Raw genomic sequence first — 14,555 nt, forward strand, 5'->3', positions numbered from 1 at the left:
ACAACTACACCTGCTGGTCGAAATTCCGCAGGGAGGCAACCGCCGATCGTGCGACCGCGACATCTTGCCGCCAGGTTCCGCCGGAAACGCCGAGGGCCCCCAGGCACCGCCCTTTCAGGGAAATCGGTTCTCCCCCGGGCAACGGCACGAATCGTTCGAGGGCCATCAGGTCGCGGGAAACGATGAGATCGTCCTGAAGCATCTCGGACCAGTCCGCGGTCGAGCGCCCGGTCCTCCCCGCGGTGTACGCCTTGTCCTGCGAAAGAGGGCAGGTGTACAGGGGCGCGTCCGGTTGCCGCTCGAAGTAGAGAAGATCGGCGCGCGAGTCGACGACAGCGAAGCTGAACGCCACCCCCAGGTCCCGCGCTTCCGCCTTCGCCACGTCGATCAGGACCGAAAGCCAATCGTAATCGGGGTATTCACCGACTGGTTCCGGCATGATCAAGACCCGCGAACCTGTCCGGCAACCGAAACACCATGATCCTTCCGATCGACTGCGGGGAGACCGCGAATCACCGCAGGATGTCCCATTCATGAGCGATGTGCACGGCGTGCGAACGATTCCGCGCGCCCATTTTGGCCAAGACCTTGCGCACGTGGGCCTTGATCGTGTCGACGGACAGGCCCAGTTCCCGGGCGATCGACTGATTGTCCCCGCCGACCGCGATCAACGCCACGATCTGCCGCTCTCGCGCGGAGAGTCCTTGCGCGCCCGCCTTTGCCTGCCGCCGGGAGCTGGTAATCGAGTAGCGCGGAATCTGACTCGGCCCGGCGTGATGCGGTTCGACGGACAACCCCGCCGAATGGAGCGCGTTCGCCGCGACCGCCGCGGCCTCGCCGGCAACCAGATATGCGGCGACGAAGCCGCCCGGCGATTCCGTGCCGGGCACCGTTTTCCGCAGCGCCGGACCAAAATTCTTCGTATCTTCTCGAAGCCGCACCCTGATCTCTCCTCACCGCTCGGCTTCCGCCGGTGCCGGTCTCGTTCTCAGCGTTTGCCGTGCAGGACGGTGACCAGCTTGGCGACCAGCGCGTCCGTGGATTCCTTGCGGGAAAACGAGGTGAGCGTGAGCGGCGCGGTGAACCGCTGCCGCGCCACCGCCTTCGGCCGCGCGAACTCCCGCAACCCCTCCGGACCGTGGATCCGGCCGAACCCCGAATCGCCCACCCCGCCGAACGGCAGCGACGCGATGCCCGCGAACGACAACGGCGCGTTCACCGACGTCATCCCCGCACGCAGCCGCGACGCCAGCTCAGCCCCGCGCCCCCGGGAGAACACCGTCGAACCGAGCCCGTACTTCGTCGCGTTGGCCTTCTCCACCGCCTCGTCCATGTCACGAACCCGGGCGATCGTGACCGTCGGCCCGAACGTCTCCTCCCGCACCGCCTCGGAATCCTCCGGGACATCCACCAGCACCGTCGGCTGCACATAGCGGTCGCCGACGCTCTCCACCCCGCCGACCAGCGCCTTCCCACCGCGCTGGAGCGCGTCCTCGATGTGCCGGCGGATCACCGCGAGCTGCGAGGGCATGGTCACCGGCCCGTACTGCGCGTCCTCGTCCGAGCCCGCACGCACGTTCTTCGCCTTCTCCACCACCCGCGCGACGAACTCGTCGGCCACCCGCTCGTGCACATAGACGCGCTCGACGCCGATGCAGGTCTGGCCGGAGTTGGAGAACGCGCCCCACACGGTCGCATCCGCCGCCGCCTCCAGGTCCGCGTCCGTGTCGACCAGCAGCGCGTCCTTGCCGCCCGCCTCGATCACCACCGGGGTGAGCGTGTCCGCCGCCGCGGCCATGATCTTCTTGCCGGTCGCCGCCGAACCGGTGAACGCGATCTTGTCCACCCCGGAGCCCACCAGCGCGGCCCCGGTCTCCCCGAAGCCAGTGATCAGCTGCAGCACCGGCTGCTCGGGCACGATCTCGGCGAACGCGTCCACCAGCCATTTCCCGACGCCGGGGGTGTACTCGCTCGGCTTGAACACCACGGCATTGCCCGCGGCCAGCGCGTACGCGATCGAACCCAGCGGCGTGAACACCGGGTAATTCCACGGCCCGATCACGCCAACAACGCCCAACGGCACATACTCGACCGAGGCCGTGTGATTCACCGTCAACAAACCAGGCGTGCGCCGCTGCTTGCCCAGCACCTTGCGAGCATGCTTCGCCGCCCACGCGATGTGCTCAATCGCCAACACGCTCTCAAGCTGAGCGTCTGCGATCGGCTTCCCGGTCTCGTCGCGCACCACCTGGCACAACTGCGGAAGCCGCCGCGTCAGCACACCCTTCCAGCGCCGCAACCGCTCCGCGCGCCCAGCGAAACCGAGACCGCCCCACCAGCCCGCGGCCGCCCTCGCCCGTTCGACAGCCGCGCCGACTTGACCGGCTGTGTGCACCGGATAAGTGCCGACGACCTCGCCAGTCGCCGGGTTCAGCGAATCGAACGTCTCGCCGGCCTGCGCCGCATTCAGCTGGACCACGGTCATCGGCACCTCCCCGTTTCAGTGAACCCTCAGATTACGATCTTGCTAACACACTGCCAACAGTTTCCGGCGGTTCAGCTTCCGCGACGGGAAAAGTGAGGCAAAATTTCACCGTCGCCGCAGGAAGGAATTCTCGGCCGAATCGCGCGGGAAAGGATCGGCGAAAAGCACCCGCCCGGCCCGTGCCGGGTGCCCGGCCGATGCGTCACTGGGGGCCACACGCATCGACCGGGCTTCCGCCGCCCATCGAACTGCCGGATCCGAATGCTCGTCCCCCCGATCGGAGAAAAGCGCTTTCAGCCAGCGGGCGTAATCACAGGCTGCCCGAATCGGCGCGCCCTGTCACTTCCTCGGGAAAACTCGTGAATATTTCATGCCCGGCGCCCTCAGGACACGCTCCGGATCGGCAGCACACAGGCCGCGGCAGCCAATCCGGTGACGGCGGAGGCGAGGAACAACGAAGGGAAACCGCCCGGCGAAGTGATGAGGACCCCGCCGACAGCAGCGGCGGCGATCGACGGCAGCGCGCTCGCGAGCTGCAGCACGCCGAGATCCTTGCCGCGGTCTTCCGACCGGGGCAGCACCTGCGTCACCAGTGCTTGGTCGACAGAAAGATAAGCGCCGTAGCCGATTCCGAGAAGCGACGCGCCCAGGATGGCAGCAGGCATGGTCGGCACGAAGGCGAGGACCAGCGCGGCCGCGCCCTGGACGGCCGAAGACCACACGACCACCCGCTTGCGCTTTCCGCTCCGGTCCGAAGAGCGGCCCACCGGGATCGCGACAACCACGATGCTGGCCGTGTAGCACACCATCAGGATCAAGGTGCCGAGGTCGGGATCGACGTGCACCGCGTCTTTCAGGTACTGGTAAAGGAAAATCTGCGCGAGCGCGTTCGACAGATTGATCAGCGACCGCTGCCCGCACGCCCAAGCGAAGTCCGGGCTGCGCAGCGGCGCGAAGATGCCGACGGCGATCGCGCGGAGCGCCAGCGGCGGACGTTCCGCTCTCCGCAACGGTGTCCCGCGGATGCGGAGACCGAAAGGGAGCACGCACAGCAACAGCAGCAGGGCCAATCCGACGTAGGCATCGAGGATTCCGGTGAACAGGAAGGTCACCACGGCGACCCCGAGCAGCGGCCCGACCGCGGTGCCCACCGCGAAATAGCCGGAGACCCGGCCCCGCTGGTTGACCGGCACGTCGTCGGGCACCGCCGCGGAAAGCGCGACCATGACCGCGGAGGAGCCCGCCGTGAAGAGGGCCCATCCGACGACAACGCCCACCATGCCGTGCTGCAAGCCCTGGAACACGAACGCGACGGCGGACAGCACGGCGCCGTAGAGAATCCACACCTGCCTGCGGCCGGTGCGGTGCAGGGTGCGGTCGGACAGTGCCCCGACCAGAATCGAAGCGACCACGGTCACCACCGCGGCGCAGGCGTTGGCCCAGCTCTGCGCGACCACGGCGGCGTTTCCCTCGCCCGCGATCGCGTTGGTCTGCCGCGGCAGCAAGATCTGCTGCGTGCCGTAGTTGGCCAGGAACAGTCCCAGATTCGCGAACGACCAGCAGACCGTCCACACGCGACTGACCGGGCGTACCGGTTCGTCCAAAGCGGACCGGCCGCCCGCCGCGGCCACGCCCGCGGTCACGCCGGCTCCCAGGTCACGTTCGCCAGCACCGGAAAGTGGTCGCTCGCGGGACGGCGAGGCCGGAACGGGACGGTACAGGTGGTGATGCGCGGGACCGGCCGCAGGCCGTTCTCGTTGATCGACCCCACGTAGTCCAGCACATTGCGGTACCCCGGCTGGGAACGCGCCACGAAGCGGTTGCTTGCGCTGTCGAACGTGTGCGCGTGCATGTCGCCGTCCGGTTCGAGCCGGCCGCCGACCGCATCGGCCGCGTCGGCCAGATCCTGGCCACGCTCACCGGGAACGCCGCGCGCGTCCGCCGCGTAGTACTCGACGTTCAGATCCCCGACCAGCAGAACAGGCGCCTCCGGCGGTGCCGTCCTCGCGACGAACTCGCGCAGCTCTTTCAGCTGTTCCAACCGCACCGCACGGGTGGCGGACACCGGCGTCGGCGGCTCGTCGGCCTGCAGATGGGTCGCGGCCAGCCACACCCGGCCGTCCGGGGTGTCCAGCTCCACCAGCGCGACCCCCTTCGCGCACAACGCGTCCTGAGTCTTCCGCTGGACCGCGTTGTACAGATGCTGGCCGCACCACCGGAGCGGATACCGGCTCAGCACCCGGACCCCGCCGCCCACCAGCGTTCGCACCGGCGAAACCCGGGGCGCTTCCCCGTCCCAGCCACGACGGCCCCGCAGCGCGCCGATCTGAGGCGACGCGTGATAACCGCGCCGCTTCAGCCGCGAGACCAGCCGCCCGGCGGCCGACAAGGCGAATGCCTCGTTCAGCACGATGACGTCCGGATCGACGGCACGCACGGCATCGACAGCCCAGCCCGCCCGACGCCAGCCACGAGGCGAAGCCGAGATTAAAGGGAGCTGCAACACGTTGAATGTCAGTAGACGAAGCATGGAATGCACGCCTCCTGCCTGGCTCGAAGGGCGGCCCCGCACTGGGCCGCAGAACCACACCGTAGATAGAATGTGAATTTGATTCAAGTTTTTCGCCGCGCAATACCCCTCTGGGTGAGCCCGGCGTGTGCTCGCTGTCAAGCGCCCAAACCGCGCTCATTCGTCAGCCGGCACGTCCTCCGGCACCGGGCTGTTCGCCGGCAGTGTCACGCGAAGCACGAAACGGTCGCCGGTGCTTTCCGCACCGTAGGTTCCGCCGATCCGCTCGACCCGCTCGGCGATGCCGGCCAGCCCGTGCCCCGGCACCACCGATTCCGTGGAGAGCAGGCCGTCGTTGCCGATCAGGAACTCGAACCGGTCTTCGATCCGGACCAGCTCCAGCGTGCAGTTCACCGGCTGGCTGTGGCGCAGGATGTTCGTCACGGCTTCCCGGACCACCCAGGCCAAGGTCTCGGCGGCAGCGCCCTCGGGCTGGTCGCCGATCCTGATCTGGCAGACCGCTCCGCGCGACTCCAGCAGGTCGATCGCCGCGGCGAGTTCGGCGTCCAAATCCGCGACCAGCGTGCCGTGCGCGATGCTGCGCATCTCCTGCAGGGTTTGCCGGGCCAGCCGATGCGCGGCCCGGCTTTCCCGTTCGGACTGCCTGCGGTCCCCCTCCGCCAGCCGCTCCGCGAGTTCCGTGCGCAGCATGATCGACACGAGATTGTGGCCGAGCCGGTCGTGCAGTTCCCGGGAAATCCGGGTGCGCTCCTGATGCACGGTCAGCCGCGCGATCTCCGCATTCGCCGCGGCCAGCTCGACCGTGCGGAAAGCAAGCCAGGACGTGGCCCGCACGGCGACCGCACCGACGATCCCGACGACAGCTCCCTGCGCGATCGCGGCGTCATCCGGCATCGACGATTCAGGCATCGGCCACAACCAGAACGTCGCGAGCGCGATCAGACCGATGCCGCAACATACTGCCCAGACCCACCCGTTGCGGACCAGAATGAGCAAGAGCATCCCGACCATGGAGATGGCGCCCGCGGGACTCAGCACATCGTGAAAGGCGGTCGCGACGACGACTGTGATCAGCGTGCTCGGCACGGTCAGCGGCCACGTTTCCCGGAACTGCACCCCGGCCGCGCGGAACACCAGCCCGTGCAGGCAGATCAGCGTCTGCAGCAAAGTCAGCACGGCATACCAGGCGGACAGCGGAAGGTCGGCGGTGTCCACAAGGATCTTCCCCGTGCCCGGCGTGACGACTCCGCCGACGACGACCCCGACGATCCCGGCCGCGGCGAGCAGAAACGCCCGGCCGCCGATGCGAATGGTCCGCCAGTAACGAGCCTTGCCCAGCACCGGCCACAGGAAACGGTCCATCTCGCGCCCTGCCCCTCGCCAGACCTGCCTTACCGGAGCGCGATGCTAACCGCGCCGCGGGCGTCCCACCGAATCGGATCATCCGTTCGGGTGGCAGGAACCGGCTGAAGACACGCCGCTCGGCAATGCGGATGAGCGAATACCCGGACACCACCGCCCCGCTACTTCGTCAGGAACGAGAAGTTCCAGAGGTTGTCCAGGAACACCTGTGCGTCGGGCTTGTCGTTCTGTGCCTTGGTGCGCATGAAGACAGTGCCGAGCCGATCCGACAGCGGGGTTTTCTGCCACTGCGGGCCGATCCAGTAGTTCAGGTAGTAGCCCGGCCCGGCCACCGCGCCGTTCGCCGACCAGAAGCCGTTGCGCGGGTCGCGCACGTAATCGAGGACGGAGGTCGAAGCCCCGCCGGTCCACGCCGACCCCGCGTCGTCCGAACCGGACAGCATGACCGCGAGCTGCAGGTTGCGGCTCCGCAGCCATTCCGGGCTGAGACTGCCTGCGGACGACTCCCGGCTGGCGAGGCCGCCGAGGTCGATCGTGGACCGGTCGGCCTCGTACGGCAGCACGCCGGAGTCGCCGATCGCGATCGCACCGTCGGGCAGCTTGGTCGCGCGGATCGTCTCGCCGACTTCCTGATGCGCCATGATCCGGTACCGATAGGCCAGCAGGTTCGTCGTCTCCGCGGAATTCCCGAACCCGAGCACCGCGGCCAGCCCGATCGCGCCCAACAGCGCAGCCCCGGCGATCTTCCGGACCCCGCCGGCGTACAGGGCGATCGCCACGATGCCCGCGCCCACCCAGACGTCCGTCGTCAGGTTTCCCGGATCCCAGGCCACCGCGGTACCGGCGGCGACGGCGACCGCGATCAGGGCCAGGAGCGCGGACCGGTCCAGCTCGCGCGGGCCGGTCAGGCGGATCCGCCTGCTCAGCACGACCAGCACCACCGGGAACAGCAGCTGCCAGTAGAAGCGGTGGCCGGGGTCCATCACCAGCATCGACTGCCGGTAGAGACCGAGGACGACGGCGGCCGAGGTCACCGCGAGCAGTACCGGCACCGCGTCCCGCAGCAGATCCGGGCGCTCCAGAATCGACGTCTTGGCGCTCCTCCGGTAAAGCGCGACCCCCATTGCCAGGCCCAGCACGATCGGCAGCAGGATCGGCCCCACCACGGGCATCGCGTCCAGGATCTTCGTCGGCAGCGGAATGTCGCCGGCGACCTTCTTGTAATAGGGATTCGGGAAGAACGACCCGAAATACCACCATCGGGCACCCCAGTAAACCGCCCAGCCGGCCAGCACCGCGATCGCGCCGCGCCGGTTTCCCCGGCTCCGGTCGATCAGCAGCGACCAGCCGATCGCGACCGCGGCCAGCACGATTCCCTCCGGCCGGCTCAGCGCGACCGCGGCGGCGACCGCGAAACCGGTGCGGCCCAGCCCGCCCCGCCGGTAGACGATCGCGTACAGCCAGCCGATCAGCAATGCGAAAGAGGCGGTCTCCAGGCCCATGAACAATTGAAGGAAGAAGATCGGGCTGGCCAGGGCGACCGCCAGCAGCACGAACTCCTGGACCCGCGGCAATCCGGCCCGGCGCACCACCACGACGTAGCCCACCGCGAGCGCGACCGAAACGATCTTGAAGAACAGTTCGGCGGACATGCCCAGCAATGCCGGGATGATCGACAGGAACGCGTAGAGCGGATTGCTGTACCCCTCGACCGGCGGACCGTCGGCGTTCCAGCCCCAGACCCCGTGCTCGACCAGGTTTTCCCCGTACCGCCAGGTGATGAACGAATCGTCGATCGTCACCCGGAAGAACAGGAACGCCAGGACCAGCGCCACCAGGCCGAGCATCGCGTAGCCCAGCCGCCACAAACCCATTCCCCGGGAGGCACCGCCCTCCGCCGGGGTTTCCGGCGCGGGTTCCGCTTCGCCGTCCGGCTCGGCCGCGTCCAGCGGATGCTCCCGCCACGCGCGCAACGCCTCCGGTGCACCGGCCCCCGTCACCGACTCCTGGTCGACGGGTACGAACTCGGTGACCCCGTCCAGCCGGATGACGGCGATCTTCCGGTTCAGCGCGTCGCCGACCGCGAGCAATCTGGCGCCCGGCCCGCATTCGCGGAACGCCGTCCAAGCCGCGATCGGCTGGCCGAACACCTGCGGGGTGTCCTCGTCGTCGCCGTACACCGCGAAAGCGGCCGCCGGATTGTCCGGCGCGAGCGCGAAAAACCCGGCCAGCCGATCGGAATCGCCGGCACTCGCCCAACTGTCGGCCAGCTCGGCCATCAAATCCCCGCTGACCACCGCCGTGGCGGCGGACGAGGACGGCGCGGGACCGGAGGACTCCGGCGGTTCGGGGGCGCCGGTCTGGCCGGACGCCGGATTACCCGTTGCGGACATGTTTTTCTCCAGGGACTTTCCAAACGGAGGCCGGCCGGAAGTCCGGCCGGAACGAAGCGATGTGGCCGTAACCACGGCAGACTCCCGACCACGGTTACGGCCACATCGGCGGAACTTCAGGCGACCGGGGAAATCTCCCCGGCGAGGCTCGTTACCGAGCCAAGGTCACCTTGAGCGGAGCGGTGTATCCGTCGACCGTCGCAGTGCCATTGGTCTTCTCGCCCGGGGTCGCGCCCTCGCCTGCCTTGGCGGTAGCCGTGACCTTGAACTCGACCATCTTGGAATTCTTCAACTCGTCGGCAGACGGCAGCGTCACCGTCAGGGTCTTGCCGCCATTGCTGACCTTGGCGAGGTCTTCTCCGAGCCAAACCCCGCCACCCTTGAGCGGGTTGTGGGCATCGTCAAAGGTCTGGTAAGACGCTGCGCCAGTGAAGACCACACCGTCCGGAGCCGTCAACACCAGCGTCTTGCCCGCGATCTTGGAGAAGTCGCCGTCCCTCGGCACGAAGCTCACGTTCACCGGACCGTCCTTGCCCGGCTGCACAGTCAGCGGGTCGCTCTGGAACAGTTCCGGCTTCTCGGCGACGACGTTCTTCGGGTCCGAGGCCTTGCCCTCGCCGCTGCCGTCCTTCGGCTTCGCGACGACCTTGATCTGCGTGGCGCCGCCGAGGTCCGAAGGCAGCTTGATCTTGGCCTGCCCGTTGGCGATCGTCACCGGACCGGCGAGCACCTTGCCGTTCTGGTCGACCGCGCTCACCTGATTGCCGTCGGCCCCGGTCACCGTCAGTTCGTCGCCCGCCTTCACGTCGCCGGTCGGCGAGGTGATCACGGGCTTGTCCACCGCGTCGTTGCGGCCCGTGACCTCGATCAACCGGGGCTCCGTCGAAGCGGAGTCCGGGTCGCCGTTCTGGCCCAGCGATCGAGCGGTCAGGATGTACGGCTGGGCAGGAGTGTCCGCCGGAACCGCGACCTGCCAGTTCCCGTCCTCGTCGACCGACACCGGGCCAAGGGTCTTGTCGCCGAGCTTGACCTGGATCTTCGGCTTGTACCCGCCGTCCGGAACTCGCCCGCGGATGAACTCGCCCGGCGCGATCTTGCCATTCGGCCCAGGGCTCTCGATGGTCGGGACGTTCGGCGCCCGGAACGCCGCTACCGGCAGGGTCGCGTTCGTTTCGACATGCTTGTTGAGGATGCCGAAAAGGTTGCTCCGGTCCAGTTTGTAATTGATGGGCAGCCCATCCGCACTGGCATCTTTAGGAACAACGAAATCACACTTGGTCTCGACGGTGATCAGACCATCGGAACCGAGCATTTGCGGAATGACGTTGATGGCCCACTCGCCGACATTGAGCAGATCGACCGGCATCCAGCCGCCGCTCGTGCCGTTGCTGTAGTTGGGCCGTGCCGCCAGTGATCCACCGAGATTCTTGCAATCCCGGCCGCCCACCTGGATCGCGCCCGACCAGCTGGAGCCCAGCTTGAAGAGGTCGTTCTTCCAGTCAATCCCGTTGCCTTCGGAGTGGAATTTGATGACATCGAAGAGGTTGCGATTCGCGTACCTCGCGGAAACCCAGGCAGGCTGTCCTGGCCGCACTTTTTCGTCGCTGCTCCGGACTTCGACGCGACCGTTTTCATCGCCCGTCGCGTTCAGCTTGTAGCCTTCGCCGTCCGCGAGCTGAGCGGTGCTGCCCTTCTCGTCTGGCTTGGCACCGTCCTGCTCAGCCATCGCGGGGCCGACGAGTCCGACGCCCAGCCCCACCACCAACGCTCCTGTCATCGCGGACTTCGCGAGCCAGGACGGCCGGAAATTGTGTCCCCGTTCGACTTCAGTCATGAATCGGTCTCCACCGCTTGCTGTTTCCCCCTGCACGTTCCGGGGGCTTGCGGAGAACTATGCGACCCGCGGCCGAAGACGGACAAGCGAAATCGAACTTCCCCACCCTATAGGAGTGTACAGAAATTGACTGCCGAACAGTGAAGAAATAAATGTCCAGCCAGGTCGAAGCCCGCACCGGACGGAGACGTCTCCGCCGAGCACAGTGGCATCAGGATGTCGCGGGCCCGGTCGGACGCAACGGACCGTATCAGCCTCCCCGGAGCAGGCACGAACCCGGTTTGCTCGCGGCCGCGGCCACTTCGGACAATACCCATGGACGATACGTGCAAATATTCACGGCCAGTCCGTTAAATACTTCACCATCCGCCGAAACTCACGCCGATCATCCGCGCGTTACTCAACGATGACCTCATCCGAACGCGCCCGTGAAAGTGAAACCGGAGCATTGCCGACATGGACTTTTCGTTGCGGACGACAGGTATCGCGGACAACGGCCTCGGCGCGGTCGCGCAGCTCGGCCGGGTCCACCTCGTCGGGTGCGGCGGCGTCGGCATGGCCAGCCTCGCCGAGGCATTGAGCTTGCGCGGATTGCGGGTGAGCGGCAGCGAGATCGAAGACCGGCCTGAGCTAGCGCGGCTGCGCGCCGCCGGATGCACGATCTACACCAGCCACCGAGAGAGCAATCTCCACGGCGTCGACACCGTCGTCTATTCCACCGCGGTTCCGCCGGACAACGTCGAGTTGCGTTCGGCCGCGGACCGGGGCATCCGGGTGGTGCATCGTTCGGTCGCGCTCGCGGCGCTGATGGAGGGCCGGTTTTCGGTGGCCGTCGCGGGGACGCACGGCAAGACCTCGACGGCCGCGATGCTGGTCAGCGCGCTGTCCGGGGCTGGAGCCTCCCCGGACTACGTGATCGGCGGGCGGGTCGGCAACCGGTCGGGAGCCGGTGCCGGGGAGACCTCGACTGTCGTGGTCGAGGCGGACGAAAGCGACGGGTCCTTCTCGGCCTATCAGCCCGACGCGGTCGTCATCACCAACATCGACACCGACCACCTCGACCTTTACCGCGACATCGACACTCTGGCCCGCGCGTTCTCCGGATTCGCCGAACGGGTCGGCGAGCACGGTTTCGTCGTCATGCCGGAGGACGACCCCTATTCGCGGCGGGTGACGAGAGACCTTCGCGCCAAGGGGATCCGGGTGTACACCTTCAGCGACGGGAATCCGGCCGACCTGTCCGTGCACGTCGAAGGCGAATTCCCCGATTCGGTGCGCTTTATCGCCCGGTTCCCCGACCAGGACGACGCGGCGGTGGAGGTTCCGGTCCCTGGACGGCACATGGCATTGAACGCCGGCGCCGCGATGCTGACCGCCATGCGACTAGGGGCGTCCCGGTCGGGAGCGATCCTCGGCATCACTCAATACGCTGGCGTCGCCCGGCGATTCGAGGCGAAAGGCGCGCCCCGCGGAATCCGGGTCTACGACGACTACGCCTGCCACCACACTTCCATCCGCGCCTCGCTGACTGCCCTGCGGCGGACCGCGATGGGCGGCAGGCTGATCGCGGTCGCCGAGCCGTGCCGGCAGTACCGCATGGATCAATTCCAGACCGAGATCGCCGACGCGCTCTCCGTCGCCGATCGCGTCGTCGTGCTTCCGGTCTTCGATTCCGACGGCTCCTTCGACCACGCCGCGCCCTCGGAGGCCTTGACGTCGTTGGTGAGCCTGCCAGACCACGACAAATTCCTGGCGCGCACTCCGGACGCCGCGGCTCGCGCGGTCGATGCCTTCGCGCGCCCCGGCGACTTGGTGGTCACGCTGGGAGCCCCGGGCGTGGCGCGCGTCGCCGAGCAGATCGTCCAGACCCTCGAACACACCCGCTGACCGAGAAAGGCCGGGAGATGAAATTTGCCAGCTACATCCGCGAATCGGCCATCGCGAGGACGGACGCCCGCCGTCGCGTTTGCAGCGCCGCGAGCATCCGCACGCTGGCGCGGGAAAGCCAGCCCAGCCGGAACTTCCGGCGAGTCTGCCAGTCCTGCCGGCTCTCGGCGGTCTGCGAAGTCAGGTCCGCCGGCCAGGCACGGACCGCGGTGGCGCGCGGCTGTCCCGCGCTCAGTGTGCGCACCTGGCGGGACCGTGACCTCGACCTGTTCGCGGAGCTGGCGGACGTCTGCCTGGCGACGAGCGTTCCGACGCTTCAGCGCGATCTGATCGCGTCCGAGTACCAGATATGGGAAGCCCGTGCTTTCGGCGCGGACGCCGTCACCCTGCTGCCGGCGCTGGCCGAGCCCGCCGAGCTGGCGCGGTTCGCGGCACTCGCCGAGGAACTGGGAATGACCGCGGTTTTCGAGGTCTACGACGAAGAAGACGCGGAAGTCGCTTTCGATCTCGACGCACAGGTGACCGTGGCGGCAGGTTCCGACCTCGCCACGTTGCGCAGCATCCGCGACAGCCTTCCGCCGACCCTGCTTGTGCTCGCCGAAGCGGGTGGCACCATGGCGCTGATCGGCGGGGAACTCCTGCAGGTCGCGCTCGCAGTTAAAGAAAACTCGCCCCATTGCCGACGAATCTGAATAACATGAAATATTCACGCACCAATCAGGAATTTCCGCACATATCCCGCACCGGATGTCGCGTCGCCTACCAACCGCCGCGCATTGTCGGCTAAAGTCGGCTCGCACTCGCCCGAATTCCCGGGAAAACCACGGCTCTGCCCGCTGCCGCGATTCTCGCCTGGCGCGAATCGGGCACGGTGGAAGGACAACCTGATGGCTTCGGTCCCCTGCTCGCGCAGAAGACCCAGAACGGCCGGACGCGCCGGTCCGAGGAGACGGCGTTCACCCTGTGCTCGGCCGACCAAGACGTCCTGTTCCAGCTCGGGGTCAAAGCGGTGGTCGACCGGTCGCGCCGGCTCAGCTGGATCGGCGCGATCAACGACGGGAACCGCGCACTGACGCTCAGCAGCCGGATGCGGCCCGACATCCTGCTTCTCGACGCCCGGCTCGACGTCGGCGGCAACCTCATCCGGGCGGTGACCTCGAGCCCCGCCGTGGGGACCGTCATCGTCCTGGTCAGCGCCGCGGAACTCACTCCGGAGCGGGTCGGCAAATTCGCCGAATACGGCGCCGTCTGCCTGCTTGACCGGGCGGTCGGCCCGGTCAAGCTCGCCGAACGAATCGTTCAGTACCACCTCTGGGGCAGCTCCGCCGAGTTCCTTCCGGGAGCGCCGGAACCGCGCATCCCGCGAGCACGCCGCCGCAACAGCGACGAACTCACCCTGCGCGAAATGCAGATTCTCGGCTTCATCAGCATCGGGTTGACGAACGCCGAGATCGCGGAAGCCCAATCCGTGTCCGCGGAGACCGTGCGCAGCCACGTCAAAAACGTGTACCGGAAGCTCGGCGCCCGCAACCGTGCGCACGCGGTCGCGCTCGGCCACCTGGAGAACTTGATCGGCCCCCAGGCGGCGCAACCGGCGCCCGCGCAATCCGCCGCCCGATGACCGGCACCGGCCAAAAAATCCATCGTCTGAACGGGAGAACTGAACCATGGCGGAACAGACCGAACGGCAAGGCCCGGTTTTCGTCGGCGCGGACCCGGAGGCGCTTACCCGTGCCCGCGACTATCTGGAAGCCAAGGGCATCGCACTGACCTCGATCAGCAGACCGGTGAGCCCGCTGCAGGTTTTCGTCCGCACCACGGCGATCGACGAAGCGCGGGCGCGGACGGGCGCCATCTCCGACTCCTCCCTGCTTCAGCTGCGCATGATCGCCGGGGGATTGACCAACGCCGAAATCGGCAACCGGCTCGGCCGATCCGAGAACACCGTCAAGGCAAGCCTGAAAGCACTGTTCAGAGCGATCGGAGCGCGCGATCGCGCCCATGCGGTGCTGATCGGATGCCGAGCGGGACTCATCTGAAGCCGAACCGCCCGCCTGCCGCGGT

At 67.6% G+C, this 14,555-nt stretch carries 13 protein-coding genes; 4 read left to right on the forward strand and 9 right to left on the reverse strand.

Annotated elements, in window-relative coordinates:
* Positions 1-4: 4 nt before the first annotated feature.
* The 8 genes from RPX00_RS45585 to RPX00_RS45620 form a co-directional block, all read right to left on the reverse strand.
* Positions 5-439: a GlcG/HbpS family heme-binding protein gene (locus RPX00_RS45585; protein WP_406635379.1), complete on the reverse strand. Its 435-nt coding sequence runs from the start codon at positions 437-439 to the stop codon at positions 5-7.
* Between the two features lie 73 nt (positions 440-512).
* Positions 513-890, reverse strand: coding sequence for a helix-turn-helix transcriptional regulator (locus RPX00_RS45590; protein WP_406635381.1), 378 nt, complete (start codon positions 888-890; stop codon positions 513-515).
* A gap of 98 nt (positions 891-988) precedes the next feature.
* A complete protein-coding gene (locus RPX00_RS45595; RefSeq protein ID WP_406635383.1) occupies positions 989-2,485 on the reverse strand; it encodes an aldehyde dehydrogenase family protein in 1,497 nt (498 codons plus the stop codon).
* 383 nt (positions 2,486-2,868) lie between these two features.
* Positions 2,869-4,128: an MFS transporter gene (locus RPX00_RS45600; RefSeq protein WP_406635385.1), complete on the reverse strand. Its 1,260-nt coding sequence runs from the start codon at positions 4,126-4,128 to the stop codon at positions 2,869-2,871.
* Complete coding sequence (locus RPX00_RS45605; RefSeq protein ID WP_406635387.1) at positions 4,125-5,015, reverse strand: endonuclease/exonuclease/phosphatase family protein; 891 nt, start codon at positions 5,013-5,015, stop codon at positions 4,125-4,127. Before RPX00_RS45605 ends, RPX00_RS45600 begins: the two co-directional genes overlap by 4 nt.
* Positions 5,016-5,171: 156 nt before the next feature.
* Positions 5,172-6,377: a sensor histidine kinase gene (locus RPX00_RS45610; protein ID WP_406635389.1), complete on the reverse strand. Its 1,206-nt coding sequence runs from the start codon at positions 6,375-6,377 to the stop codon at positions 5,172-5,174.
* 161 nt (positions 6,378-6,538) lie between these two features.
* Entirely contained in the window at positions 6,539-8,770 is a 2,232-nt protein-coding gene (locus tag RPX00_RS45615; protein ID WP_406635391.1) for a hypothetical protein, read from the reverse strand.
* A gap of 151 nt (positions 8,771-8,921) precedes the next feature.
* A complete protein-coding gene (locus RPX00_RS45620) occupies positions 8,922-10,604 on the reverse strand; it encodes a hypothetical protein (RefSeq protein WP_406635393.1) in 1,683 nt (560 codons plus the stop codon).
* Positions 10,605-11,060: 456 nt separating this feature from the next.
* Here RPX00_RS45620 and murC point away from each other — a divergent pair, with 456 nt between their 5' ends.
* Positions 11,061-12,491, forward strand: a complete 1,431-nt coding sequence (gene murC, locus RPX00_RS45625; protein WP_406635395.1) for a UDP-N-acetylmuramate--L-alanine ligase — start codon at positions 11,061-11,063, stop codon at positions 12,489-12,491.
* Between the two features lie 31 nt (positions 12,492-12,522).
* Here murC and RPX00_RS45630 read toward each other — a convergent pair whose 3' ends face one another.
* Entirely contained in the window at positions 12,523-12,735 is a 213-nt protein-coding gene (locus RPX00_RS45630) for a hypothetical protein (RefSeq protein ID WP_406635396.1), read from the reverse strand.
* On the opposite strand from RPX00_RS45630, the gene RPX00_RS45635 reads away from it, so the two are divergent.
* The 3 genes from RPX00_RS45635 (at position 12,728) to RPX00_RS45645 (ending at position 14,530) form a co-directional block, all read left to right on the forward strand.
* Positions 12,728-13,183: a hypothetical protein gene (locus RPX00_RS45635; RefSeq protein ID WP_406635398.1), complete on the forward strand. Its 456-nt coding sequence runs from the start codon at positions 12,728-12,730 to the stop codon at positions 13,181-13,183. The two genes, RPX00_RS45630 and RPX00_RS45635, sit on opposite strands and share 8 nt — an antisense overlap.
* 179 nt (positions 13,184-13,362) lie before the next feature.
* On the forward strand, positions 13,363-14,112 hold the full coding sequence (locus tag RPX00_RS45640) for a LuxR family transcriptional regulator (RefSeq protein WP_406635400.1): 750 nt from the start codon (positions 13,363-13,365) through the stop codon (positions 14,110-14,112).
* Positions 14,113-14,158: 46 nt separating this feature from the next.
* Positions 14,159-14,530, forward strand: a complete 372-nt coding sequence (locus RPX00_RS45645; RefSeq protein WP_406635402.1) for a LuxR C-terminal-related transcriptional regulator — start codon at positions 14,159-14,161, stop codon at positions 14,528-14,530.
* The last annotated feature ends 25 nt before the right edge of the window (positions 14,531-14,555 follow it).

The organism is Amycolatopsis sp. WGS_07, assembly GCF_045278895.1.
GTDB lineage: Bacteria > Actinomycetota > Actinomycetes > Mycobacteriales > Pseudonocardiaceae > Amycolatopsis.

Bases quoted from the DNA above. Each gene is read 5' to 3' on its own strand.
- RPX00_RS45605 (WP_406635387.1), bottom strand. From the start codon at position 5,015: ATGCTTCGTCTACTGACATTCAACGTGTTGCAGCTCCCTTTAATCTCG.
- RPX00_RS45645 (WP_406635402.1), top strand. From the start codon at position 14,159: ATGGCGGAACAGACCGAACGGCAAGGCCCGGTTTTCGTCGGCGCGGAC.
- murC (WP_406635395.1), top strand. From the start codon at position 11,061: ATGGACTTTTCGTTGCGGACGACAGGTATCGCGGACAACGGCCTCGGC.
- RPX00_RS45610 (WP_406635389.1), bottom strand. From the start codon at position 6,377: ATGGACCGTTTCCTGTGGCCGGTGCTGGGCAAGGCTCGTTACTGGCGG.
- RPX00_RS45615 (WP_406635391.1), bottom strand. From the start codon at position 8,770: ATGTCCGCAACGGGTAATCCGGCGTCCGGCCAGACCGGCGCCCCCGAA.
- RPX00_RS45620 (WP_406635393.1), bottom strand. From the start codon at position 10,604: ATGACTGAAGTCGAACGGGGACACAATTTCCGGCCGTCCTGGCTCGCG.
- RPX00_RS45595 (WP_406635383.1), bottom strand. From the start codon at position 2,485: ATGACCGTGGTCCAGCTGAATGCGGCGCAGGCCGGCGAGACGTTCGAT.
- RPX00_RS45585 (WP_406635379.1), bottom strand. From the start codon at position 439: ATGCCGGAACCAGTCGGTGAATACCCCGATTACGATTGGCTTTCGGTC.